25 protein-coding genes and 1 other annotated feature are annotated in these 25,168 nt (G+C 56.2%); of the genes, 15 read left to right on the forward strand and 10 right to left on the reverse strand.

The genetic code is table 11. The features are described from left to right. Positions 1 to 23 precede the first annotated feature (23 nt). Positions 24 to 539, reverse strand: a complete 516-nt coding sequence (gene yjjX, locus ACB496_RS03155) for an inosine/xanthosine triphosphatase (protein ID WP_100777719.1) — start codon at positions 537 to 539, stop codon at positions 24 to 26. Between the two features lie 50 nt (positions 540 to 589). On the opposite strand from yjjX, the gene gpmB reads away from it, so the two are divergent. Continuing rightward, positions 590 to 1,237 carry a 2,3-diphosphoglycerate-dependent phosphoglycerate mutase GpmB gene (gene gpmB, locus ACB496_RS03160; protein ID WP_100777718.1) on the forward strand — a complete coding sequence of 216 codons (648 nt, stop codon included), beginning with the start codon at positions 590 to 592 and terminating at the stop codon, positions 1,235 to 1,237. Here the strand turns inward: gpmB and robA are convergent. Beyond that, positions 1,234 to 2,103, reverse strand: coding sequence for an MDR efflux pump AcrAB transcriptional activator RobA (gene robA, locus ACB496_RS03165; RefSeq protein WP_100777717.1), 870 nt, complete (start codon positions 2,101 to 2,103; stop codon positions 1,234 to 1,236). The two genes, gpmB and robA, sit on opposite strands and share 4 nt — an antisense overlap. Before the next feature lie 211 nt (positions 2,104 to 2,314). Between robA and creA the strand changes: the two genes are divergently transcribed. The 4 genes from creA to creD are packed head-to-tail and all read left to right on the forward strand — an operon-like array spanning position 2,315 to position 6,323. Further along, a complete protein-coding gene (gene creA / locus ACB496_RS03170; protein WP_100777716.1) occupies positions 2,315 to 2,785 on the forward strand; it encodes a protein CreA in 471 nt (156 codons plus the stop codon). A 14-nt stretch (positions 2,786 to 2,799) separates the two neighbouring features. Beyond that, on the forward strand, positions 2,800 to 3,489 hold the full coding sequence (creB, locus tag ACB496_RS03175) for a two-component system response regulator CreB (RefSeq protein WP_231276743.1): 690 nt from the start codon (positions 2,800 to 2,802) through the stop codon (positions 3,487 to 3,489). Next, complete coding sequence (gene creC / locus ACB496_RS03180; protein ID WP_371974407.1) at positions 3,489 to 4,913, forward strand: two-component system sensor histidine kinase CreC; 1,425 nt, start codon at positions 3,489 to 3,491, stop codon at positions 4,911 to 4,913. Before creB ends, creC begins: the two co-directional genes overlap by 1 nt. 57 nt (positions 4,914 to 4,970) lie before the next feature. Continuing rightward, on the forward strand, positions 4,971 to 6,323 hold the full coding sequence (creD, locus tag ACB496_RS03185; protein WP_371974409.1) for a cell envelope integrity protein CreD: 1,353 nt from the start codon (positions 4,971 to 4,973) through the stop codon (positions 6,321 to 6,323). Between the two features lie 45 nt (positions 6,324 to 6,368). On the opposite strand, the gene arcA is transcribed toward creD, so the two are convergent. After that, positions 6,369 to 7,085, reverse strand: coding sequence for a two-component system response regulator ArcA (gene arcA, locus ACB496_RS03190; protein WP_006174002.1), 717 nt, complete (start codon positions 7,083 to 7,085; stop codon positions 6,369 to 6,371). Positions 7,086 to 7,180: 95 nt separating this feature from the next. Here arcA and yjjY point away from each other — a divergent pair, with 95 nt between their 5' ends. The 7 genes from yjjY to ACB496_RS03225 all read left to right on the forward strand — a co-directional run bounded on the left by yjjY (position 7,181) and on the right by ACB496_RS03225 (position 13,987). Further along, entirely contained in the window at positions 7,181 to 7,321 is a 141-nt protein-coding gene (gene yjjY, locus ACB496_RS03195) for a protein YjjY (RefSeq protein WP_001303782.1), read from the forward strand. 399 nt (positions 7,322 to 7,720) lie between these two features. Next, complete coding sequence (locus ACB496_RS03200) at positions 7,721 to 8,407, forward strand: tRNA/rRNA methyltransferase (protein WP_371974412.1); 687 nt, start codon at positions 7,721 to 7,723, stop codon at positions 8,405 to 8,407. Between the two features lie 211 nt (positions 8,408 to 8,618). Next, positions 8,619 to 8,687: a thr operon leader peptide gene (gene thrL, locus ACB496_RS03205; protein ID WP_107704209.1), complete on the forward strand. Its 69-nt coding sequence runs from the start codon at positions 8,619 to 8,621 to the stop codon at positions 8,685 to 8,687. Then, positions 8,626 to 8,744, forward strand: a sequence feature (Thr leader region). It overlaps the preceding gene by 62 nt. 23 nt (positions 8,745 to 8,767) lie before the next feature. After that, positions 8,768 to 11,230, forward strand: coding sequence for a bifunctional aspartate kinase/homoserine dehydrogenase I (gene thrA, locus ACB496_RS03210; protein ID WP_102104556.1), 2,463 nt, complete (start codon positions 8,768 to 8,770; stop codon positions 11,228 to 11,230). A gap of 1 nt (position 11,231) precedes the next feature. Continuing rightward, positions 11,232 to 12,161 (forward strand): homoserine kinase, encoded by a 930-nt coding sequence (gene thrB / locus ACB496_RS03215; protein WP_100777710.1) that lies wholly within the window; start codon positions 11,232 to 11,234, stop codon positions 12,159 to 12,161. A 3-nt stretch (positions 12,162 to 12,164) separates the two neighbouring features. Beyond that, complete coding sequence (gene thrC / locus ACB496_RS03220) at positions 12,165 to 13,451, forward strand: threonine synthase (RefSeq protein WP_371974415.1); 1,287 nt, start codon at positions 12,165 to 12,167, stop codon at positions 13,449 to 13,451. A 239-nt stretch (positions 13,452 to 13,690) separates the two neighbouring features. Further along, the gene (locus ACB496_RS03225; protein ID WP_100777708.1) at positions 13,691 to 13,987 is read left to right on the forward strand and encodes a DUF2502 domain-containing protein; all 297 of its coding nucleotides are present in this window, start codon (positions 13,691 to 13,693) and stop codon (positions 13,985 to 13,987) included. Positions 13,988 to 14,054: 67 nt separating this feature from the next. On the opposite strand, the gene yaaA is transcribed toward ACB496_RS03225, so the two are convergent. Both yaaA and ACB496_RS03235 read right to left on the reverse strand, forming a co-directional pair. Further along, positions 14,055 to 14,828, reverse strand: coding sequence for a peroxide stress protein YaaA (gene yaaA, locus ACB496_RS03230; RefSeq protein WP_371974417.1), 774 nt, complete (start codon positions 14,826 to 14,828; stop codon positions 14,055 to 14,057). 66 nt (positions 14,829 to 14,894) lie between these two features. Then, positions 14,895 to 16,325 carry a sodium:alanine symporter family protein gene (locus ACB496_RS03235; protein WP_102104561.1) on the reverse strand — a complete coding sequence of 477 codons (1,431 nt, stop codon included), beginning with the start codon at positions 16,323 to 16,325 and terminating at the stop codon, positions 14,895 to 14,897. Positions 16,326 to 16,701: 376 nt separating this feature from the next. On the opposite strand from ACB496_RS03235, the gene tal reads away from it, so the two are divergent. The 3 genes from tal (at position 16,702) to ACB496_RS03250 (ending at position 19,781) form a co-directional block, all read left to right on the forward strand. Continuing rightward, positions 16,702 to 17,655: a transaldolase gene (gene tal / locus ACB496_RS03240; protein ID WP_100777705.1), complete on the forward strand. Its 954-nt coding sequence runs from the start codon at positions 16,702 to 16,704 to the stop codon at positions 17,653 to 17,655. Between the two features lie 116 nt (positions 17,656 to 17,771). Then, positions 17,772 to 18,359: a molybdopterin adenylyltransferase gene (mog, locus tag ACB496_RS03245; RefSeq protein ID WP_100777704.1), complete on the forward strand. Its 588-nt coding sequence runs from the start codon at positions 17,772 to 17,774 to the stop codon at positions 18,357 to 18,359. 120 nt (positions 18,360 to 18,479) lie between these two features. Then, entirely contained in the window at positions 18,480 to 19,781 is a 1,302-nt protein-coding gene (locus tag ACB496_RS03250) for an MFS transporter (RefSeq protein WP_100777703.1), read from the forward strand. Here ACB496_RS03250 and ACB496_RS03255 read toward each other — a convergent pair. From ACB496_RS03255 to satP, 5 genes are all read right to left on the reverse strand, one after another. Then, positions 19,768 to 20,886 (reverse strand): ABC transporter substrate-binding protein, encoded by a 1,119-nt coding sequence (locus ACB496_RS03255; RefSeq protein ID WP_371974420.1) that lies wholly within the window; start codon positions 20,884 to 20,886, stop codon positions 19,768 to 19,770. The two genes, ACB496_RS03250 and ACB496_RS03255, sit on opposite strands and share 14 nt — an antisense overlap. Positions 20,887 to 20,915: 29 nt before the next feature. After that, the gene (locus ACB496_RS03260) at positions 20,916 to 21,689 is read right to left on the reverse strand and encodes an ABC transporter ATP-binding protein (RefSeq protein WP_102104562.1); all 774 of its coding nucleotides are present in this window, start codon (positions 21,687 to 21,689) and stop codon (positions 20,916 to 20,918) included. Continuing rightward, the gene (locus ACB496_RS03265; RefSeq protein WP_369804796.1) at positions 21,689 to 22,690 is read right to left on the reverse strand and encodes a FecCD family ABC transporter permease; all 1,002 of its coding nucleotides are present in this window, start codon (positions 22,688 to 22,690) and stop codon (positions 21,689 to 21,691) included. The genes ACB496_RS03260 and ACB496_RS03265 overlap by 1 nt, the downstream gene beginning before the upstream one ends. 256 nt (positions 22,691 to 22,946) lie before the next feature. After that, on the reverse strand, positions 22,947 to 24,197 hold the full coding sequence (locus ACB496_RS03270) for a chloride channel protein (RefSeq protein WP_371974422.1): 1,251 nt from the start codon (positions 24,195 to 24,197) through the stop codon (positions 22,947 to 22,949). 117 nt (positions 24,198 to 24,314) lie between these two features. Next, positions 24,315 to 24,878: an acetate uptake transporter gene (satP, locus tag ACB496_RS03275; RefSeq protein ID WP_100777698.1), complete on the reverse strand. Its 564-nt coding sequence runs from the start codon at positions 24,876 to 24,878 to the stop codon at positions 24,315 to 24,317. Positions 24,879 to 25,168 lie beyond the last annotated feature (290 nt).

Raw genomic sequence — 25,168 nt, forward strand, 5'->3', positions numbered from 1 at the left:
AGATCCGCTCTCATCGTGGCGTTTCAACGGTACACCGCGTTATGAAACGGGCTTAACGCCAGCACCACTGCCTGATGGTAAACGCTCGAACGCGTCAGCGTCCCGGCGGTAAACACGCCGATGGCACCCTCTTTGCGGCCAATCTCGTCGATGCCGGTGTAGTGCGACATCACCGGCCCGAGTGCTTCTCCGGCCCGCACTTTTTCCAGAATGGTAGCCGGTAAAGGCAACGTCGCTGAACGGGATTCTCCGCGCTGCTCGCGGCTCTCAATCACCACCCAGCTAAAGGTTGCCCCTTCGTCAATTCCCGCTTCAATCGCGACCCAAAAATCGGCCTGCGGGCGCAGAGCTTTCGCATTCACGACGCGATTTCGTGCGCCAGCGCGCGTTTCCTCGCTTCCGAAAGGTTGTTCAGGGACGCCGCTCTCGACGCCGACGGCGTCGATATGGCAGGATCCTTCGCCGAAGATCTCTTCAAATGCCCTTAGAATTGCCTGAATTTTGGCAGGATTAGTGGTAGCAGAGACAACATGGTGCATAATTAAGCTCGATTCGAAAAAAAACTCATCGCAGTATAACGGAAAAAAACATGTTACAGGTTTACCTTGTTCGCCACGGTGAAACGCAGTGGAACGCCGAGCGACGTATTCAAGGCCAGTCAGACAGTCCTCTCACCGCCAAAGGTGAGCAACAAGCATGGCAGGTTGCGGAGCGCGCCAGAACCCTGGGCATCACGCACATTATCGCCAGCGATTTAGGGCGCACGCAGCAAACGGCGCGCATTATCGCTGAGGCCTGCGGGTGCGACATTATCCTCGATCCTCGCCTGCGTGAGCTCGACATGGGCGTGCTGGAAAAACGTCATGTGGATTCTCTGACGGAGCAGGAAGAGGGCTGGCGTCGTACGCTGGTCAACGGCACCGAAGATGGCCGTATTCCTGAGGGGGAGTCCATGCAGGAGCTGAGCGTGCGCGTTCAGGCGGCACTGGCAGATTGCCTCAAGCTACCGGCAGGTAGCCGACCGCTGCTGGTGAGCCACGGTATCGCCCTGGGCTGCCTGGTGAGCACCATTCTTGGGCTGCCGGCCTATGCCGAGCGCCGTTTGCGTCTGCGCAACTGCTCTATTTCCCGTATCGACTATCAGGAAAGCCCGTGGCTGGCGTCTGGTTGGGTGGTGGAAATGGCAGGGGACATCTCGCATCTGGACGCCCCTGCGCTGGATGAATTGCAGCGTTAGCGGCGAATAGGAATTAAGAATTCCATACGCAGATTGATTGGGCCTTCATCCGGTTTAGCATCGCTGGCCGGATAGTAGCGCTCAATGTCCTGACCTTTACGGCGGTTCAGATTCAGCATCGGCATGCAGGTACCGTAAACAGTCAGGATAAACTCCTGAACGCCCGTTCCCAGCCCTTCATAGTTGAACATCACGTATTCACCGCCTTCCAGCACGACCGGCTTCGAGCCCTGAATATAGCCGTTGGCCATCTCAGGCGTGAGCGCGGTGGTGTAGAACACCTCCTGCTCGTCGTCCTTTTCCTGGCTTGGGTGCGTTTCGTTCAGGCCATACAGCAACGGCGGGATAGCCGGGGCATGGCTCAGGAAATCGCGCCAGAACTGGGTGCGCATCTGATGACGGAATTCAGAAATCTGTTCCAGCGAACAGGAGTAGCTTTGCGTCGTGCCAATCAGGTGCGTCTCTGGTAGGGTGACGAATTCATATTTTGGCATCGCAAATTCGCCCAGACGCAGCGGCGGGCGCATGCCAAACGAACTCCAGTCGGGTGAACGACGATAGAGCGCAGGCGTCAGCGAGAACTGTTTTTTGAAAGCGCGAGTAAAGGTCTGCTGCGAGTCAAAACGGTATTGCAGCGCAATATCCAGAATCGGACGCGCTGTCAGGCGCAAGGCCACCGCCGATTTTGAGAGACGACGTGCACGAATATAGGCACCGATAGCATGACCGGTGACATCCTTGAACATCCTTTGCAAATGCCACTTGGAATAACCTGCTTTTGCCGCCACATTATCCAGTGACAAAGGCTGGTCCAGATGACCTTCTAGCCAGGTAAGCAGATCGCGAATAATTCCAGCCTGATCCATATACTATCCTCATCCTTAAAACAGCAGGTGCCTGATAACAGGGTAGCGGATAATAGCATTTTTTGATGTTTTAGCATTCAGTGTTTTTTTTGCGCATTAATGCTTTTTGCCGCACATTATGGGCATCAAATTGCTAATCCTGTGATCTTGCTACATTTTTATCCTGTTTGTTGAATAATCGCTCAATGCAATTTTAAAGAATGGTAACAATATGAAATACAAGACATTGATCTTCACCGCTCTGATGCTGTTAGTGGGTCGTAACGCGCTGGCCGAAGAAGTTGGCTCCGTCGATACCGTGTTTAAAATCTTTGGCCCGGACCATAAAATCGTGGTCGAAGCCTTTGACGATCCCGATGTGAAGAACGTCACCTGCTATATCAGCCGCGCGAAAACGGGCGGGATCAAAGGGGGGCTGGGGCTGGCTGAAGATACGGCCGATGCGGCGATCTCTTGCCAGCAGGTGGGGCCGGTGGAGCTGAGCGACAAAATTAAAAACGGCAAAGCGCAGGGCGATGTGGTGTTCCAGAAACGCACTTCGCTGGTGTTCAAAAAACTGCAGGTCGTACGTTTCTATGATGCTAAACGGAACACGCTGGCGTACCTCGCTTACTCCGATAAAGTGGTTGAGGGATCGCCGAAAAACGCACTGAGCGCCGTGCCGATCATGCCGTGGCGCTAACTCAGGGGCACAGGATGCAGCAACCGTTGATTTGGCTGGTGGAAGACGAAATTAGCATCGCCGAGACGCTAATCTACATGCTTTCGCAGGAAGGCTTCGCGGTGAAGTCCTTCGAACGCGGGCTGCCTGCGCTCGAAGAGGCGCGGCGTCAGGCGCCTGCGCTCGCGATTCTGGATGTGGGTCTGCCGGATATCAGCGGTTTCGAGCTGTGTCGTCAGCTGCTGGCGCAACATCCGTCGCTGCCGGTGCTGTTCCTCACGGCCCGCAGCGATGAGGTGGATAAACTGCTGGGCCTCGAAATGGGGGCCGATGATTACGTCGCCAAACCTTTCTCGCCGCGCGAAGTGTGCGCCCGGGTGCGGACCATTTTGCGACGGATGCAGAAATCGGCGTTGCCTTCGGAGATCTTGCGCATCGGGCAGTTTGAACTCAACGAACCCGCCGCGCAGATCAGCTGGTGCGGCGAAGCATTACTTTTAACGCGCTACGAATTTTTGCTGCTTAAAACCTTGCTCCACGCGCCTGGCCGGGTGTTTTCCCGCCAGCAGCTGATGGACAAAGTCTGGGGCGAGGATGGCGACAGCTTCGATCGCACCGTGGATACCCATATCAAAACCCTGCGCGCCAAACTGCGCGCCGTGAATGCGGAACTTTCGCCCATCAGCACCCATCGTGGCATGGGCTACAGCCTGGGGCTGTCGTAATGCGCATCGGCATGCGGCTGCTGCTGGGCTATTTCCTGATTGTCGCAATCGCCGCCTGGTTTGTGCTGTCGATCTTTGTGCAGGAGGTGAAACCCGGCGTACGCAGGGCCACCGAGGGGACACTGATTGATACCGCCACGCTGCTGGCGGAAGTGGGGCGCGACGATCTGCTGGCGAATGATCCCCAAAACGGCAGAGTTGCGCAGGCTTTCTCGCAGCTGCATCAACGCCCGTTTCGCGCCAATATTGGCGGCATCTACAAAGTGCGCAACGAATATCACGTCTACATGACCGACGCGCAGGGCAAAGTGGTGTTTGATTCCACCGGCAAAGGGCTGGGCGAGGATTATTCGCGCTGGAATGATGTCTGGCGCACCCTGCGCGGACAGTACGGCGCGCGCAGTACCCAGGACGATCCCAACGACCCTGAGAGCACCGTGATGTACGTGGCGGCACCCATTGTTGATCGGGGAAAAATCATCGGCGTGCTGTCGGTGGGGAAACCGAACAGCGCTATGGCGCCGGTGATCCACCGCAGCGAGCGGCGCATTCTCTGGGCGGGCGGCGCGCTGCTGGGGATTGCCCTGCTGATAGGGCTGATTGTGGCGTGGTGGATCAACCGTTCCATCAGTTCCCTGTCGCGCTACGCGGATTCTGTGACCCACGACACGCCGCTGCCGTTGCCCGATCCGGGCAGCAGCGAGCTGCGCAAGCTGGCGCAGGCGCTGGAAAACATGCGTATCCGCCTCGAAGGCAAAAATTATATTGAGCATTACGTTCACGCCCTGACCCATGAGCTGAAAAGCCCGCTGGCGGCGATTCGCGGCGCGGCGGAGATCTTGTCAGAGCAGCCGCCAGCGCCTGTGGCCGCGCGGTTTATCGACAATATTCTGGTGCAGAACGCGCGGATGCAGTCGCTGGTCGAAAAGCTGCTGGAGCAGGCGAAGCTGGAAAACCGCGTGGAGATTATCCCCGGCACCGTCAATATTACTGCGCTGTTCACGCGCATCAGCGACGCGCGCGCAACGCTGCTGGCGGCAAAAAATATCCACCTGAGTTGCCAGGTCGACGTGCAGACGGTCGAGGGTGACGCGGATTTGCTGGAGCAGGCGCTGGGCAACCTGCTGGATAACGCCATCGACTTTACGCCGCACGGCGGGAGTATCGCGCTCGCCGCTGAAGCAGTGCAGAAGCAGATCCTGCTGAAAGTGACCGACAGCGGCAGCGGTATTCCGGATTACGCCCTGGCCCGCATCTTTGAGCGCTTTTACTCACTTCCGCGCGAAACGGGCCTGAAGAGCAGCGGCCTTGGGCTGGCGTTTGTGCAGGAGGTGGCGCGTCTGCATCACGGCGATATTCAACTTTGCAATCGCGAAGCAGGCGGCGTTGAGGCTATTTTGGCACTTCACCGTCCCTTCACATAACTTCAAATTCCGCGCACATAGCCACGTTACGCTCTCTCCATCACTAAGGAGAAGGCAATGAAAAAATCCCCACTGTTCTGGAAAGTTAGCACCCTGATGGGGTGCATCCTGCTGCTGTTAGTTCCGCTGTTTATGGTAAGCAACCTGATTTCGGAGCGTGCCAGCTATCGCGATGACGTCGAAGATACGCTGCGTCAAAGCACCAGCGGGCCGCAGCAGCTCACCGGCCCGTTAATCGCGATTCCGGTAACGGAAATTTATTACACGATTGAAGATAAGGTTCAGGTTGAGCACAAGCGCAGTTTCCTGCACTTTTTGCTGCCGGAATCGCTGGTGATTGACGGCAATCAGCAGGTCGAATCCCGAAGCATCGGCATCTACGACGGGCAGATCTGGAGCACTGATCTGAAACTGAAAGCGCAATTTAATACGGATAAGCTGGACCAGCTCAAAGGGGAAACCATCACGCTGGGCCAGCCGTTTGTGGCCGTTGGCGTCGGTGATGCGCGTGGGATCGGCGCGGTGAACGTGTCGAAAGTGAACGGCGAAACCATGACCGTAGAGCCGGGTTCCGGCATCCTGGGGGAGCAGGCGGGGATTCACATTCCGCTGACGTGGGAGACGCTCAATGCAAAAAACATCGAACTGGAGATGGCGTTGAATCTCAACGGGACGGGCAGTTTCTCCGTCGTGCCGGTCGGGCGTAACAGCGAGCTGACACTGCGCAGCAACTGGCCGCACCCTGGTTTTATGGGGGATTACTTACCGTCGAAGCGCGAAATCAGCGCCTCAGGATTTCAGGCCCACTGGCAAAGCAGCTGGTTTGCGAACAATCTTGCAAGCGTGTTCAGCGCGAGTGAAACGCCTTCGTTTCGTGACGTTCCAGCCTTTAGCGTGACGGTGGCGACGCCTGCCGATCAGTATCAGTTAACTGACCGCGCGATTAAGTATGCCATTTTGTTGATTGCGCTGACGTTTATGGCTTTCTTTGTCTACGAAACGCTCTCTCACCTTCGTCTGCACCCGATGCAGTATCTGCTGGTGGGGCTGTCGCTGGTGCTGTTCTACCTGGTGCTGCTGGCGTTGTCAGAACATGTGGGCTTTACCCCTGCCTGGATTATCGCAAGCCTGGTCGGGGCACTGATGAACGGGGTATATCTGCAGGCGGTGCTGAAGGGCTGGAAGCGAAGCGCGGTGTTTGTCGTGGCGCTGTTAGGCCTGGACGGTGTGATGTGGTTCCTGCTGCGTTCGGAAGACAGCGCGCTGCTGCTGGGGTCGGGCGTGCTGGCGTTAGCGCTGTTTGCGGTGATGTATCTGACGCGGCACTTTGACTGGTACTCGCTCACACAGGTGAAGCGCAGTATGCCGAAAAGTGAAGAGAACCCGGATTCGTTACGGATCTGGAAATAAAAAAACGGCGCGTTAAGCGCCGTTTTTACTGCGTTGAGAGCGGGATTATTCCTGCAAGTCGCCGCAGAAACGATAGCCTTCGCCATGGATAGTGGCGATGATTTCTGGCGTATCCGGCGTAGACTCGAAGTGTTTACGAATGCGACGGATCGTCACGTCAACAGTACGGTCGTGCGGCTTCAGCTCGCGGCCCGTCATCTTCTTCAGCAACTCTGCACGGGACTGAATTTTGCCCGGGTTTTCGCAGAAGTGCAGCATGGCGCGGAATTCACTGCGCGGCAGTTTGTACTGTTCACCGTTCGGGCTAACCAGCGAACGGCTGTTGATATCAAGTTCCCAGCCGTTGAATTTGTAGCTGTCTACGCTACGACGCTCTTCACTCACCGTACCCAGATTCATGGTGCGGGACAGCAGGTTGCGTGCACGAATGGTTAACTCGCGAGGATTAAACGGCTTGGTGATGTAGTCATCAGCGCCGATTTCCAGGCCAAGAATTTTATCAACTTCGTTATCACGGCCTGTCAGGAACATTAACGCCACGTTCGCCTGTTCACGCAGCTCGCGTGCCAGAAGAAGGCCGTTTTTCCCGGGCAGGTTGATATCCATGATGACCAGGTTGATATCATTTTCAGAAAGGATCTGATGCATCTCTGCGCCATCGGTCGCTTCAAAGACATCGTAGCCTTCTGCTTCGAAAATGCTCTTTAACGTGTTGCGTGTTACCAACTCGTCTTCAACGATAAGAATGTGCGGGGTCTGCATGTTTGCTACCTAAATTGCCAACTAAATCGAAACAGGAAGTACAAAAGTCCCTGACCTGCCTGATACATGTCGCAAATTAACATGATCGGCCTAACGTGACTAAAGTACGTAATTGCGTTCTTGATGCACTTTCCATCAACGTCAACAACATCATTAGCTTGGTCGTGGGCACTTTCCCTCAGGACCCGACAGTGTCAAAAACGGCTGTCATCCTAACCATTTTAACAGCAACATAACAGGCTAAGTGACACCGGACACCCAATAAAACTACGCTTCGTTGACATATATCAAGTTCAATTGTAGCACGTTAACAGTTTGATGAAATCATCGTATCTGATTGCTAGCCTTTGTCACAATTTTTCAATAAACCAACTAGTTGCAGATATTGATTAATAAACAACGCGAATCCAATTCGAAAAACCAATCAATACGAGTATTATCATTATTAAACATACGGATAACTAATGTCTGTTAACATTTGAATCACTAGTTCCGTTACGGAACAGTTTAGCGCTTTTAATTCATGGTGAAACGCTATTTCGGTGATTTGTGTTGCAATTTTGTAAATTCGCGCTGCGTAATATGTTGAGCTGCGTCACACTTTTACCGGCTAACTGATTAAAAAGAGAGCAAAAATGCACTTATCGATAGTGCTGGTTTCGCCAGCAAGAGCAGAAAATATTGGCGCTGCCGCCCGGGCAATGAAGACCATGGGATTCACCGATTTGCGCATCGTAGACAGCGAGGCGCACCTCGAGCCAGCCGCCCGTTGGGTTGCACATGGATCGGGTGAAATCCTCGATAACATAACCACTTACGCGACACTCGCCGACGCGCTGCACGACATTTCTTTCACCGTCGCGACCACCGCCCGCAGCCGGGCGAAGTATCATTATTACGCGACGCCAACCGAACTGGTGCCGCTGCTGGAAGAAAAAAGCGCGTGGCTAACCAAAGCGGCACTGGTTTTTGGCCGCGAAGACTCGGGCCTGACCAATGAAGAGCTGGAGCTGGCAGACGTGCTGACCGGTGTGCCGATGGTGGCAGATTATCCGTCCCTTAATCTCGGCCAGGCGGTGATGGTCTATTGCTATCAATTAGCATCTTTAATGCAAATTTCCGCGCCCGACGTGAACGGCGGGGATGAAAACCAGCTGCGGGCGTTGCGCGCGCGAACGCACTCGCTCTTAACCCAGCTTGGCGTGGCGGACGATCAGAAAATGGTGGACTGGCTTCATCAGCGACTAGGGTTGCTTGAGCAGCGCGACACGGCAATGTTGCACCGATTGCTGCACGATATCGAAAAAAAATTGGCAGAATAAAAACCTGACATTTGTTTTTCGTATGGATTAACCGTCTGTCGATAAGGGTTGCAACTGGTTGTATCCGGATAAAAATAAAACCGCAAGCAGCGGGTCGTGAAAGGGTTACAAATTGTGATCAAATTAAAAATTCATTGACTTAAGGTGCCGGATACTTTAACCCTAAAAGAATACAGGACAGACAGAAAACAACACAGAGCACACAACATCCATGAATCGCGTTAGCACCACCACCATTACAACAACCATCATCATTACCACAGGTAACGATGCGGGCTGACGCGTAACAGGAAAAACAGAAAAAAGCCCGCACCTGAACAGTGCGGGCTTTTTTTTCGACCAAAGATCACGAGGTAAACCATGCGAGTCTTGAAGTTCGGCGGTACATCAGTGGCAAACGCAGAACGTTTTCTGCGCGTTGCCGATATCCTGGAAAGCAACGCCAGGCAGGGGCAGGTGGCAACCGTGCTCTCTGCCCCGGCGAAAATTACTAACCACCTGGTGGCGATGATTGAAAAAACCATCGGTGGCCAGGATGCTCTCCCGAACATCAGCGATGCCGAGCGCATTTTTACCGAGCTGCTTCAGGGGCTGGCAGATATCCAGCCAGGCTTCCCGCTCGCCCGGCTGAAAGCCTTAGTGGAACAAGAGTTCGCACAGATCAAACATGTCCTGCACGGCATCAGCCTGCTGGGACAATGCCCGGATGGCATCAACGCGGCGCTGATTTGCCGCGGTGAAAAACTCTCAATCGCTATCATGGCGGGCCTGCTGGAAGCGCGTGGTCACCATGTCACGGTGATCGACCCGGTCGAAAAACTGCTGGCGGTGGGCCATTACCTCGAATCCACCGTCGATATCGCCGAATCTACCCGTCGCATCGCTGCCAGTAAAATCCCGGCTGACCATATGATTCTGATGGCGGGCTTCACTGCCGGTAACGAGAAGGGCGAACTCGTGGTGCTGGGCCGTAACGGCTCCGACTACTCTGCCGCCGTGCTGGCTGCTTGTTTGCGCGCCGATTGCTGCGAAATCTGGACGGACGTTGACGGCGTCTATACCTGCGATCCGCGCCAGGTGCCGGACGCAAGGCTGCTGAAATCGATGTCGTATCAGGAAGCGATGGAGCTGTCGTATTTCGGCGCAAAAGTCCTCCATCCACGCACCATCTCCCCGATTGCCCAGTTCCAGATCCCTTGCCTCATTAAAAATACCGGTAACCCGCAGGCGCCAGGAACGCTGATTGGCGCGAGCCATGATGAAGACGATTTGCCGGTCAAAGGCATCTCTAACCTCAATAACATGGCGATGTTCAGCGTCTCCGGTCCGGGGATGAAAGGCATGGTCGGCATGGCCGCACGTGTGTTTGCCGCGATGTCGCGCAACGGTATCTCCGTTGTGCTCATCACGCAGTCCTCCTCTGAATACAGCATCAGCTTCTGCGTGCCGCAGGCGGATTGTGGCCGTGCGCGTCGTGCGCTGGAAGATGAGTTTTATCTGGAGCTGAAAGAAGAGCTGCTGGAACCGCTGTCGATCCAGGAACGCCTGGCGATTATCTCGGTCGTCGGCGACGGAATGCGCACCCTGCGCGGGATCTCCGCCAAATTCTTTGCCGCGCTGGCACGCGCCAACATCAATATTGTGGCCATTGCCCAGGGCTCTTCCGAGCGCTCGATTTCGGTGGTGGTGAGCAATGATGACGCGACCACCGGGGTGCGTGTCACGCACCAGATGCTGTTCAACACCGATCAGGTGATCGAAGTGTTCGTCATTGGCGTCGGCGGTGTGGGCGGCGCGTTGCTGGAGCAGGTGAAGCGTCAGCAGGGCTGGCTGAAGAACAAGCATATCGATCTGCGCGTCTGCGGCGTGGCGAATTCCCGAGCGCTGCTGACCAACGTCCACGGGCTGAATCTGGAAAGCTGGCAGGATGAACTGGCGCAGGCGAAAGAGCCGTTTAATCTTGGCCGTCTGATTCGTCTGGTGAAAGAGTATCACCTGCTTAATCCGGTGATTGTGGACTGTACCTCAAACCAGGCCGTCGCCGATCAGTATGCTGACTTCCTGCGCGAAGGTTTCCACGTGGTGACGCCGAACAAAAAGGCCAACACCTCGTCGATGGATTACTACCATCAGCTGCGCACCGCGGCCAGCAAGTCTCGCCGTAAGTTCCTCTACGACACCAACGTCGGCGCGGGGCTGCCGGTCATTGAGAACCTGCAAAACTTGCTGAACGCGGGTGATGAACTGCAGCGCTTCTCCGGCATTCTCTCCGGTTCTCTGTCGTTCATTTTCGGCAAGCTGGATGAAGGGATGAGCCTCTCGGAAGCCACCCGTGAAGCGCGTGAGCTGGGCTATACCGAGCCAGACCCGCGTGACGATCTCTCGGGCATGGATGTCGCGCGTAAGCTGCTGATCCTCGCCCGTGAAACCGGCCGTGAGCTGGAGCTGTCGGATATCGTCATCGAGCCGGTGCTGCCTGCAAGTTTTGATGACAGCGGCGATGTCGCTACTTTTATGGATCGCTTAGCGCAGCTGGATGACGACTTTGCGGCACGTATCGCAAAAGCCCGTGATGAAGGCAAAGTATTGCGCTATGTTGGCAACATCGAAGACGACGGCGTGTGCCGCGTGAAGATTGCTGAAGTGGACGGGAACGATCCGCTCTTTAAAGTGAAAAACGGCGAAAACGCCCTGGCGTTTTACAGCCACTATTATCAGCCATTACCGTTGGTACTTCGCGGTTATGGCGCAGGGAATGATGTGACGGCGGCGGGCGTGTTTGCCGATCTGCTGCGTACCCTGTCATGGAAGTTAGGAGTTTAACATGGTCAAAGTTTATGCCCCGGCTTCCAGCGCTAATATGAGCGTCGGATTTGATGTGCTGGGTGCGGCGGTAACGCCCCTCGACGGTTCGCTGCTGGGTGATACCGTCACCGTCGAAGCGGCGGACAGTTTCAGCCTCAATAACATTGGCCGCTTCGCCAACAAGCTGCCGCCAGAGCCGCGCGAGAATATTGTCTACCAGTGCTGGGAGCGCTTCTGTCAGGAGATCGGTAAAAACGTGCCGGTCGCCATGACCCTTGAAAAAAGTATGCCGATTGGCTCCGGGCTAGGTTCCAGCGCCTGTTCCGTCGTCGCCGCGCTGGTGGCGATGAACGAACACTGCGGCAAACCGCTTAACAACACCCGCCTGCTGTCACTGATGGGCGAACTGGAAGGGCGCATCTCTGGCAGCATTCACTATGATAACGTCGCGCCGTGCTTCCTTGGTGGGATGCAGCTGATGATCGAAGAGAACGGCATTATCAGCCAGCAGGTGCCAGGCTTTGATGAGTGGCTGTGGGTGCTGGCCTATCCGGGGATTAAAGTTTCGACCGCCGAAGCGCGTGCAATTCTGCCTGCGCAGTATCGTCGTCAGGACTGTATCGCGCACGGTCGTCATCTGGCGGGCTTTATTCACGCCTGCTATACCCGTCAGCCAGCCCTCGCCGCGAAGCTGATGAAAGATGTGATTGCCGAGCCGTACCGCACCAAACTGCTGCCGGGCTTCAATGAAGCGCGTGAGGCGTCACTGGATATCGGCGCGCAGGCGTGCGGTATTTCGGGCTCAGGCCCGACGCTGTTCGCCCTTTGTGATAAGCCGGACACCGCGCAGCGCGTGGCAGACTGGCTGGCGAAAAATTACCTGCAAAATCAGGAAGGCTTTGTTCATATTTGCCGTCTGGACACGGCAGGCGCACGAGTACTGGGATAAACGATGAAACTCTACAATCTTAAAGATCATAACGAGCAGGTGAGCTTCGCGCAGGCGGTGACTCAGGGGCTGGGCAAAAATCAGGGGCTGTTTTTTCCGCATGATTTGCCGGAGTTTAGCCTGACGGAAGTCGATGAAATGCTGAAGCAGGATTTCGTCAGCCGCAGCGCGAAAATCCTCTCTGCCTTTATTGGCGATGAAATTCCTCACGAACTGCTGGAAGCGCGCGTGCGCAATGCGTTTGCCTTCCCGGCGCCGGTGAAATCCGTTGAGCCGGACATCGGCTGTCTGGAGCTGTTCCACGGCCCGACGCTGGCGTTTAAAGATTTCGGCGGGCGCTTTATGGCGCAGATGCTGACGCACATCAGCGGCGACAAACCGGTCACCATTCTGACGGCGACGTCTGGTGATACCGGTGCAGCGGTGGCTCACGCGTTTTACGGCCTGAAAAACGTGCGCGTGGTGATCCTCTATCCGCAGGGCAAAATCAGCCCGCTGCAGGAAAAACTGTTCTGTACCCTCGGCGGCAATATTGAAACCGTCGCCATCGACGGCGATTTCGATGCCTGTCAGGCGCTGGTGAAACAGGCCTTCGACGACGAAGAGCTGAAAGTGGCGCTGGGGCTGAACTCGGCGAACTCAATCAACATCAGCCGTCTGCTGGCGCAGATTTGCTACTACTTCGAGGCGGTGGCGCAACTGCCGCAGGAAGCCCGCAATCAGCTGGTGATTTCTGTCCCAAGCGGCAACTTTGGCGATCTGACCGCCGGGCTGCTGGCCAAATCCCTGGGCCTGCCGGTGAAGCGTTTTATCGCGGCGACCAACGCCAATGACACCGTTCCACGCTTCCTGAAGGATGGCAAGTGGACGCCAAACGCGACGCAGGCGACGCTCTCTAACGCGATGGACGTGAGCCAGCCGAACAACTGGCCGCGCGTGGAAGAGCTGTTTCGCCGTAAGATCTGGCGTCTGGGCGATCTCGGCTATGCGGCGGTGAGTGATGACACTACCAAAGCGACGATGCGTGAGCTGAAAGCGGTGGGGTATACCTCCGAGCCGCATGCGGCGATTGCCTATCGTGCGCTGCGCGACCAGCTTAATCCGGGCGAGTATGGCCTGTTCCTCGGAACGGCGCACCCGGCGAAGTTCAAAGAGAGCGTGGATGAGATCCTGGGTGAATCGCTGCCGTTGCCGAAAGAGCTGGCCGATCGCGCCGATCTGCCGCTGCTCTCCCACACTCTGCCAGCAGATTTTGCGGCGCTGCGTCAGCTGATGATGACGCGCGAGTGAGGGTTGTGCCGGGTGGCGGCTTCGCCTAACCGGCTAACAGAACGCACATAGCCAGCTAAACCGGGTTCGCCCGGTTTTTTTATGGAGAAAATAAGGAGAAAAAATGCAGGGAAAAAGCAGAAATTCCCAATAAATGCGCTCACTTAGAGATTAGGATTGCAGAGAATAACATCCCCGACTTCCCTCACGTAATCTCCTTACATCGGCCCACGTTGGGCAAGAATATGAAGGAGTCACCTATGTCTAAACTGAAACCTGCAATGCTCGCACTTTCGCTGATGCTGGTCGCTCCCGCAGTGGTACAGGCCGGAGAGATCACGCTGATCCCGGCGGTTAAATTACAGATTGGCGATCAGGATAAAAGCGGACACTACTGGGATGGCGGCCGCTGGCGCGACCATGACTGGTGGAAATCGCATTACGAATGGCGCGACAACCGCTGGCATCCGCATGACGAGCATCGCGAGCCTCACGATAATCGTCATGGCGATAAGCATGATAACCACGGCAAGGGACCGGACTGGAAACATCATTAACACTGCCTGATGGCGCTGCGCTTAGCAGAGCGACGAGTCGCTCCGGGAAGCGTAGCGCCACGGGGAATTACTGCTCGTGACGCTTAAACACCAGTTCGCCTTTCCCTGACGCTTCGCCGTCAAAGAAATACCCTTCGCTGTTAAAGTGAGTCAGCTGTTCTGGCTTCGTCAGGCGGTTTTCGATGATGTAGCGGCTCATCAGCCCGCGCGCTTTCTTGGCGTAGAAGCTGATCACTTTGAACTTACCGTTCTTCTCATCCAAAAATACCGGCTTGATGATCTCGGCGTTCAGCTTTTTCGGCTTCACGGATTTGTAGTATTCGTCAGATGCCAGGTTGATCACGATGTTATCGCCCTGAGCGCTCAGCGCGTCGTTTAGCTTCTCGGTGATGATATCGCCCCAGAAGTTGTACAGATCTTTGCCTTTGGCGTTTTCCAGACGAATGCCCATCTCCAGGCGGTACGGCTGCATCAGATCCAGCGGGCGCAGCACGCCGTAAAGACCCGAGAGCATACGCAGGTGCTGCTGGGCAAAATCGAAATCGGCTTCGCTGAACGTTTCCGCTTGCAAGCCGGTATACACATCACCTTTAAAGGCGAGGATCGCCTGGCGGGCGTTTTTCGGCGTAAAGTCCGGCTGCCAGTCGTGGAAGCGGGTGGCGTTGAGATCGGCGAGTTTGTCGCTGATGCTCATCAGCTTGCCAATCTGCGGGGCGGAAAGTTTGCGCGCCTCGCGGATCAGCTGCTGGGAATGATCCAGCAGTTCGGGCTGGGTATAGCGCTCGGTGGCGAGCGGGCTCTGGTAATCGAGCGTTTTTGCAGGTGAAATCAGAATCAGCATATCCAGTCCTTGCAGGAAATTTAGTGCGACTTTAGCAAAAAAACGGCCTGATTTGATCGATGACTGTTATTGCCGTGGCAAATCATCCCAGCTGCCCGGGGCAATTTGTGACTCGATTTCGGGATAGCGGGTGGCGTCAAACACCGGCCTCACGCCCAGTTTCCGCTGGCGTAGATAATCACTGGCAATCAGCGTCACCACCGGCGACAGTAGCAGAATGGCTGTCAGATTCGTGATTGCCATCAGCGCCATAATCACATCCGCCAGCTGCCAGACCAGCGGCAGGCTCATCACCGAACCTGTCAACACCATACCGACGAGCGCGACGCGCAGACACCACAGGGTGTTGCGTGAATCGATGCGCAGGAATATCAGGTTATTCTCGGCATAAATGTAATTGGCGACGATAGAGCTGAAGCTGAAGAGAATCACAATCAGCGAGACAAATCCGGCGCCCCAACTGCCTGAGAGATTCACCAGCGCCTGCTGGATTATCTGAATTCCAACGGCATCTGCGGAATGAGGTACCGGCCCCGCCAGCAGCACAATCATCGCGCTGGCTGAACAGATGATAATGGTGTCAGTAAACACACCGATCATCTGCACGATCCCTTGAGCCGCCGGGTGAGGGGGCCATGACGCTGCCGCCGCGGCCGCATTTGGCGTCGAACCCATACCGGCTTCGTTTGAGAACATACCGCGCTGGAACCCCGCGGTCAGCGCCTGGCTGAGGGTGTATCCCAGTGCGCCAGCGGCGGCTTCTCGCCAGCCAAATGCGGCTTTGAAAATGGTGGCGATCACCCCTGGAACCTGTTCGAGATGCGCGGCGGTGACCACCAGACTTGCGATCACCCACAGCAGGGCCATGGCCGGAACCAGCCACTGCATGAGGCGCGCAACACCTTTGATACCGGTCACGATCACCAGCAGCGTCAGTACCGCCAGGACGACACCCGTTATCCATTCCGGGAAGTCGAAGGCATAGCGCACAGCATGGGCCACGGAGTTGGCCTGAACGGTGTTAAAAATAAGACCGTAGGCGACGAGAAGGAAAAGGGAAAACAGAACGCCCATCCAGCGCATACCCAGCCCTCGGGCCATGTACCAGGCCGGGCCGCCGCGAAACTGACCGTGCTTGTCCCGCTCTTTGTAGAGCTGCGCCAGCGAGCACTCTGCAAAGGAGGTCGCCATTCCGATAATGGCTGTGACCCACATCCAGAACACGGCGCCAGGGCCGCCCGCGCTGATGGCGAGTGCCACACCGGCGAGATTCCCGCTTCCGACGCGTGCCGCAAGACTGGTGCAGAGCGCCTGGAAGGACGTTAATCCACCGGGCTGGGGGCTGACGCTGTTTTTAAGACTTTTGCCAAACTGGCGAATGTAGCGAAACTGAATAAAACCGCTGCGAACGGTAAACCAAATCCCGGCCCCCAGTAACAGATAAATCATTACTGAGCCCCACAGGACTTCATTGATAAACGAGAAATAGTCCGGCATTAACGTCCCTCTTGTTGATGCCACCTTCTTACCCCTCCTGCTTCGGGCCACAGGTGCGTTGGCTGTGCTCGTTCACCTCAGTCACGGACGTATCGCTTCCGGGGATTTGCTCGCCTGCCGCCTGTCTGCAACGCGAATGTTTTAGGGTAAGGTTAGATTGTTGAGTAAGCCTGCTGTTAATTAGCACGCTGTTAATATTCAGAGTTTACCATACTATCCGTAAGCGCACTGTCTGCGGTTGCGCTGTCATTCCGTCGTGTTATCATCATGGCAGACCGGTTACATCCCCCTAACAAGTAAACCTGTCATTTTTCCGCTGCTGGCAGGCTGTCGGTAGCGTGAATTATCCAGGGCACGTTAAAAGAGAAACACTATCATGACGGATAAATTGACCTCCCTTCGTCAGTTCACCACTGTCGTAGCTGACACCGGAGATATCGCGGCAATGAAGTTGTACCAGCCGCAGGATGCCACAACTAACCCTTCTCTGATTCTTAACGCCGCGCAGATCCCTGAGTACCGCAAACTGATCGACGAAGCTGTCACCTGGGCGAAAGGCCAGAGCAACGATCGTGCGCAGCAGGTTGTGGATGCAACTGACAAACTGGCTGTGAACATCGGTCTGGAAATCCTGAAACTGGTTCCGGGTCGTATCTCTACCGAAGTTGACGCGCGTCTGTCCTACGACACCGAAGCGTCTATCGCGAAAGCCAAACACCTGATCAAACTGTATAACGATGCGGGCATCAGCAACGATCGTATCCTGATTAAACTGGCTTCTACCTGGCAGGGCATCCGCGCTGCAGAGCAGCTGGAAAAAGAAGGTATCAACTGTAACCTGACTCTGCTCTTCTCCTTCGCTCAGGCACGTGCTTGTGCAGAAGCGGGCGTGTACCTGATTTCTCCGTTCGTGGGCCGTATTCTGGACTGGTACAAAGCCAACACCGACAAGAAAGAGTACGCAGCATCTGAAGATCCAGGCGTGGTTTCCGTCACTGAAATCTACGAATATTACAAACAGCACGGTTATGAGACTGTCGTGATGGGCGCAAGCTTCCGTAACGTCGGTGAAATCATCGAGCTGGCTGGTTGCGACCGTCTGACCATCGCCCCTGCGCTGCTGAAAGAGCTGGCAGAGAGCGAAGGCGCACTGGAGCGTAAACTGAGCTACACCGGCGAAGTGAAAGCGCGTCCAGAGCGTATCACCGAGTCCGAGTTCCTGTGGCAGCACAACCAGGATCCAATGGCAGTAGACAAACTGGCGGACGGTATCCGTAAGTTTGCTGTTGACCAGGAAAAACTGGAAAAAATGATCGGCGATCTGCTGTAATCATTTTTCATGGCCGGGAGCTTCTCCCGGCCACGTTACTTCTTTCGTCCCCTGTCTGATTTTCCCCTCTGCGTGTATCATTCCCCTTAATCAGTATTGTTATGAAGGGAATGGATATGAATACCTTACGCATCGGCTTAGTGTCGATTTCTGACCGCGCCTCCAGCGGCGTTTATGCCGATAAAGGCATCCCGGCGTTAGAAGAGTGGCTGGCTGCCGCACTGACCACCCCATTTGAAGTGCAAACCCGCTTAATCCCGGATGAACAGCCGATCATCGAGCAAACCCTGTGCGAGCTGGTGGACGAAATGAGCTGCCATCTGGTGCTGACCACCGGCGGTACCGGGCCTGCGCGCCGCGATGTGACGCCGGATGCGACCCTGGCGGTGGCCGACCGCGAGATGCCCGGTTTCGGTGAACAGATGCGCCAGATCAGCCTGCACTTTGTGCCAACGGCGATTCTTTCGCGCCAGGTAGGGGTGATCCGCAAACAGGCGCTGATTCTCAATCTGCCGGGCCAGCCGAAGTCGATCAAAGAGACGCTTGAGGGTGTGAAAGCCGAAGACGGGAAAGTGGCGGTGGCGGGGATTTTCGCCAGTGTACCGTATTGTATACAGTTGCTGGACGGCCCCTACGTTGAGACCGATCCGCAAGTGGTAGCAGCTTTTCGTCCGAAAAGCGCGCGGCGCGAAACAATCTCCTGAAATTAGTGTGTTTGTGACATAAGCTGCAGCCTCAATGGCGTGGTGATACATTTACGGTATAGTCATTTTTTCTTTACGATTACTGTAAAATTAAATCAACACTGCCAGTAAAGGTTTGCTATGTCACATTACACCCGGCCTCTGAATCGTCAGGACTACAAAACGCTCACGCTCGCGGCCCTCGGCGGCGCGCTGGAGTTTTACGATTTCATCATCTTCGTCTTCTTTGCCGCCGTCGTGGGCGAACTCTTCTTCCCGGCGGATATCCCGGAATGGCTGCGCCAGGTACAGACTTTCGGCATTTTTGCCGCAGGCTATCTCGCGCGCCCGCTGGGCGGCATCATTATGGCCCACTTTGGCGATCTGGTCGGACGTAAAAAGATGTTTACCCTCAGCATTTTGCTGATGGCGGTGCCGACGCTGGCCATCGGTCTGCTGCCGACCTATGCCTCAATGGGCATTGTGGCGCCAGTTCTGCTGCTGTTGATGCGCATTTTGCAGGGGGCGGCAATCGGCGGGGAAGTGCCGGGGGCGTGGGTGTTTGTCGCTGAACACGTTCCGGCGCGGCGCATCGGGATTGCCTGCGGAACCTTAACTGCCGGGCTGACGGTCGGGATTCTGCTCGGCTCGGTGGTGGCGACCCTGATCAACACCAGCATGACCACCCAGGCCGTACATGAGTGGGGCTGGCGTATTCCGTTCCTGCTGGGCGGCGCGTTTGGCCTGGTGGCGATGTACCTGCGCCGCTGGTTGCAGGAGACGCCAATTTTCCTCGAAATGCAGCAGCGTAAAGCGCTGGCGCAGGAACTGCCGGTGAAATCAGTTGTGGTGCGCCATCAGAAAGCGGTGGTGATTTCCATGCTGCTCACCTGGCTGCTGTCTGCCGGGATTGTGGTGGTGATTTTGATGTCGCCGGTCTGGCTGCAAAAACAGTACGGCTTTGCCCCGGCGGTGACGCTGCAGGCCAACAGCATTGCAACCATCATGCTCTGCTTTGGCTGTCTGATTGCCGGTCTGGCGGCTGACCGCTTTGGCGCCAGCCGGACGTTCATCGTCGGCAGCCTGCTGCTCGCCGGGTCGAGCTGGGCGTTCTATCATCTGGCGGGCGCACATCCGGAACAGCTGTTCCTGCTCTACGGCGTCGTGGGGCTGTGCGTCGGCGTGGTTGGTGCGGTGCCATATGTGATGGTCCGTGCCTTCCCGGCAGAAGTGCGTTTCACCGGGATTTCGTTCTCGTACAACGTCTCGTACGCCATTTTCGGCGGCCTGACGCCGATTGCCGTCACGCTGCTGATGGGTGTGTCGCCGATGGCGCCTGCCTGGTACGTGCTGGCGCTGGCGTTGATGGGAATGGGGCTTGGGATCTGGCTTCGCGGTGAGCGCCATCAGCTGATGGCGCACGCGCAGACTAACGAGGGGTAAAACTCAGGATGATGTTGTCATCCGGAATGTGGGTGAAGCTTTTGATCAGCTCGTGATAATCCGCCAGCGGATCAACATCATTGAACAGCGTTGGGTAGAAGCGTTTACTCAACGCTTCAATGGCGATGATGTTGTACGGATTATTGTAGAAGTGATGGTACAGCGCGCCGGTTCGGCCCTCCGCGACGGCCGGAATGCTGCTCACGCCCTGGCGCGACACCAGCGCCTTAAACGCGGCGGCGACATCGTTTTCCGGCACGTTGTAGCCAAACGGTATAATCGCTGTTCCTTTCCCCGAGCGTTTGGAACCAGTCATCAGGTAGTAATCCGGGTTCAGGGAGATAATTTTCTCCACCGAGATATTTCCGGTTGCGCCCGGCAGCAGCTGCGAGCCAATGTTCACGCCGCCTGCGGCCTCTACCAGCCCGCCCCAGCCGTTGTGCGCGTGGGTAAAGCAACAGCCGTTATCCAGGCCAGCCACGCCGGCGATCGGTTCGATAAACACCAGCGGCTTTTTCTCTGCTGTAGCCAGGCGCTGATGAATCCGATCCAGACGCTGCTGGTAGAAATCGATGTAGGCCTGCGCGCGCTCCGTCTGACCTAACACCTTGCCTAACAGATCAATACTCGGCAGCGTGTTCTCCACCGGATGCAGTTCGTAATCGACGAAAACCACCGGAATGTGCAGGGCTTCCAGCTGAGTCAGCACGCCGCTTTGCGTCAGCGAAGGTTTCGCGCGCAGCTGGGCGATCATCAGATCCGGATGGCGCGAAATCACCGTCTCCAGATCGACGTTCCCCTGATCCGAGAATTGCATATCAAGGATCTTCTCGGCTTCCGGCCATTTACGCTTCAGCACGTTCCAGGTTTCAGTGTCCTGTTTCTTCGGCAGGTTGTTCCACGCCACGACTTTGGCGAAGGGATCGTCCCGCTCGAGAATCGCCAGCGCCAGGATATCGCGGCCATCCTGCAAAATAATGCGCTGCGGCTCCTTTGGAATGGTGACCGTGCGGTTATCCCTGTCTTTTACGGTCACCGGCCAGTTCTGGGCCATCGCCAGCAGCGGCGCGAGCAGCAGTACCGCGGCGAATATCATCTTCTTCATCGTCTTACTTCCCCGTCTCATGATGCTTGTTATGCGGTTAAACCATCGACCACCACGTGCGGCAGTCCTTGCGAACAATATTCCACCCGGCCCCTCACTCCGTAGACCGTTGCCAGATTTGCGGGGGTGACCACTTCACCCGGAATTCCGCTGGCGACCAGGGCACCCTCTTTGAGCATCACGGCGTATTCGGCGTGGCGCAGGGCGATGTTGATGTCGTGGATAACCACCACCGTCACGATATTGCGCAGCCGCGTTTCGCGGGCGACGATATCCATGACGTGAAACTGGTAGTTGAGATCGAGGGCGCTCAGCGGTTCATCCAAAAGCAGGAGGTCGGGCTGGCGGATCAGCGACTGCGCAAGGCCAATGAGCTGTTTCTGCCCGCCGGAGAGCTGGTCGAGATAGCTCATTGCCAGATGGGCGACGCCGAGTTTTTGCAGGATATCGAACGCTTCCTGCTCTGCGTTGCCGTCGGCGTAAAAGCCGCTAGCGCGTCGCGCGACGATCACTGACTCCAGCGCATGCAGATGCACTCCCGCCGGGAGCGACTGCGGCAGATAGACCACTTTCTGTGCCCGCTGGGCGGAAGGTAATGTCATCAGATCTTCGCCGTTCAGCTCCAGCGTGCCTTGCGCCGGGTTCAGATCGGCCAGTGCCCGCAACAGCGTCGATTTCCCCGAACCGTTTGGTCCAAGCAGCGCGGTAATTTTCCCGCGCGGCAGCAGGGGCGTATTCAGCCCGTCGATGATTTTCTTTTTGCGATAGCCGGTGTGCAGGTCGGTGACGATCAAGCCATCCATTACAGCGTCCCCCGATGGCGAATAATAATGCTCAGGAAGAAGGGCACGCCGACCAGCGAGGTGACGATGCCGACCGGAATAATGACGCCGGGAACGATATTTTTGGAGAGCACCGAGGCGAGGGAGAGCACCAGCGCGCCGATCAGCATACTTCCCGGCAGATAAAAGCGGTGGTCTTCGCCAAACATCATGCGTGAGATATGCGGCGCGACCAGGCCGATAAAACCGACCGGCCCGACAAAGGCCACCGTCAGCGCCGAAATAATGCTGATGCGCAGGAGCGTCGCCAGCCGCAGTTTGCGCACGTTAATGCCAAAACTGACGGCCCTGTCTTCCCCAAGGCGCAGAGCTGTGAGCTTCCAGGCATTTTTCAGCGACAGGGGAACGACAACCAGCAGCACTACCACCAGAATCGCGAGCTTATCCCAGGACGCGCGGGCCAGGCTGCCCATCGTCCAGAACACCAGCCCCTGGAGCGTATCTTCGCTGGCGACAAATTGCAGAATGGAGATCAGCGCGTTAAAGGTGAAGACCAGCGCGATGCCAAACAGCACCACGCCGGAGGTGGCGACGCGCGTCCAGCGGCTGATGCCGTCGAGCACGAAGCAGGCCATTAGCGCAAAGACAAAGGCGTTGGCGGAGATAAACCATTGATCGGGAATACCGGGGATTCCCAGCCCGAGAATAATTGCCAGCGCCGCGCCAAAAGAGGCGGCGGAAGAGACACCCAGCGTAAACGGGCTGGCGAGGGGGTTGTTCAGGATGGTTTGCATCTCTGCGCCCGCGAGCCCCAGCGCCATGCCGACCACCACCGCCATCAGCGCGAAGGGCAGGCGTAAATCCCAGACAATCACCCGTGTGCCCGCGTCGGCGGAGGCGGCATCAAACAGCGTGTGCCACAGGGTTGAGACGGAAATCCCGGAAGGGCCGAGGGTAAAATCGAGCAGCAGCGAGAAGATGATCATGAGCAGGATTACACCCGCAACGATAAAGCGGCGCATCACGACTTTTCGGTACTGTGACGCCACCGCTGACCCGTCAGGCTTCACGCTGGCGACAAGAGGGGAACTCATTGGCTTACCTTATGCAACAAAAGCAGAATCGTAGTTTATCCCGAAACGTTCCTGTCCTTGATGCTGCCTGATATCCAATATCCGGGATGCTCCCGGTGACAATATTCGGGATGATAATGCTTATCAATTAAAATGATGTGAATAGCGCAACTTGTTTAGCCGCGGTTTCTGTTGTGCGCAAAAATCAACCGTCCAGACGGCGGCAGGTTATGTACGCGCCTGTCACGCAGAGGGCTACCGGCACCAGGAAGCTGTGGTCCATGCGGGTGGATTCCATGATCAGCACGATGGCGGTCAGTGGCATTTGCAGGGAGGCCGCGAGAAAACCGGCCGCACCCGTCAGAGCAAAACTCGCCATATCGGTGCCGGGAAACCAGCGCCCCATCAGGATAAACAGCACTGAACCGAGCAGACCCCCGACGGCGAGGCCCGGCGTCAGTAACCCGCCCTGAGCACCGGCGCGCAGTACCGCCCAGATCACCACCACTTTAAGAGCGAGGATCGCGGTAGCGAGCTGTAGCGTGATAGCGCCGTTGAGGGCAAGCTGCGTCGGGCCTTTACCATTGCCGGGCAACTGCGGGAACCAGACGGATAACGCGCCGAGGGCCGTAAAGGCGATCAGGCTGAAGACCGGCATTTGCCAGTTACTGCGTACCCTACTGCGTGCGTGCTGCGTCACACGACGAAACAGAAACGCCGCCGCACCAAACAGCGGGCCAGAAAGCGCGCCCCAGAAAACAAGCGAGGTGGCGGCGATTTCGGTGGTGAAATGGTACTGATGCTCATCGCCAAGACCTAATGTGGCGATCCACGCCGCCAGCGCTGAGGTTACCAGCGCGGCGATGGCTTTCTCCCAGCTGAAGCTGACCAGCAGCACTTCCAGAGTAAATATGGCCCCAGCCAGAGGAACGTTATAGACCGCCGCCAGCCCGGCTCCGGCACCGCAGGCAATCATCAGCTGGATATCCGCAGAACTCAGGTGTAAACGACGGGCGACGCCGCTTGCAAACAGGGCGCCCACTTCGCGCGGTGCGACTTCGCGGCCAAGCGGCGAGCCCATCGAGACGGTGATAATTTGCAGCAGAGCGTTAATGAGCGTCGTGACGGCTGGCATTGGTTTGTCGGGATTTTTTATCGCCTCGCCAATGCTGATGCGTTTTTTGGCGTAGCGCGCAAGCGACCACCAGCCGATACCCGCTACCAGACCCGCAGCGGTGAGGGCGAGAAAACGTCGCTGTGCGCTGGCATCCGTCACGCCCTCTAAAAATGACTGCGGGCTGATGAGGATGGTCTGGCTGTAGCCGTAAACGAGGTGCTGAACTTTATGCAGCAGCATGGCGAGCAGCATGCCGCCCAGCCCGGCCAGAATCCCGGTGAGGAGTAGCGCGGCCCAGTATTGCAGCCAGTCAGTACGAGACGGATCGTAAGCCATCATAGCGAGCGTCTTGATAAAAAGAGGGAGCCACAGTGTCCCATAAAGCGCATGAACGAGGTATCAATCAGAAGAATTAAGGCAGGAGATTCGTGCCCGCGAGGCGGGCACGAAGGGGGATTAGTGTTTTTCACCAATCGGCAGAACGGTGCGACCAAACTGCTCGTTCAGCACTTCACCCATTGCCAGGTAAATAGCGCTTGCGCCACAGACCAGACCTACCCAGCCAGCAACGTGAACGATGCTTTCGTTTTCCGCCAGATGGCCAATCGCCAGCAGGGCGAACAGCACGGTCAGGCTCAGGAAGACGAACTGCAGAACGCGGTTAGCAACCAGCGTACCGAAGAACATGAACAGGGTGAACACGCCCCACAGACCCAGGTACACGCCCAGGAAGTGGCCGTTTGATGCATCAAAGCCCATTTGCGGCATAACCAGAATGGCGACCAGCGTCAGCCAGAAAGAACCGTAAGAGGTGAATGCGGTTAAACCGAAGGTGTTGCCTTTTTTATACTCCAGCAGGCCCGCGAAGATTTGCGCGATACCGCCGTAAAAAATGCCCATCGCCAGGATAACATTGTCCATCGGGAATAAGCCGATGTTATGCAGGTTCAGCAGAATAGTGGTCATGCCGAAACCCATCAGGCCCAGCGGAGCCGGATTAGCCAACTTAGTGTTGCCCATAAGTCCTCAAAAAATCATCATTAGTATGGTGAAATGGTTTTACCACGCCCACTCTCCCAGGCGTGGCGCGGCATAATAATCACCGCGACTCTCGGCGTCTATGATCTGAGCAGGGTGAAATTAAAAAATTTTTTATCCTTCCCCCTTGATGGATGCCGTTACGACCCCATCTTGTAGTCAACCGCAGTGAGTGAAGCTGAAAAAAATCAAATCTGGGCAGTTGAAACCGCACGTTTCGCCCTTATTACAGATTCACAACCACATGATGAACAAATTTTTAGTGGAGACGT

The organism is Lelliottia nimipressuralis, assembly GCF_041464075.1.
In the GTDB taxonomy this organism is placed as follows: Bacteria; Pseudomonadota; Gammaproteobacteria; order Enterobacterales; family Enterobacteriaceae; genus Enterobacter; species Enterobacter nimipressuralis.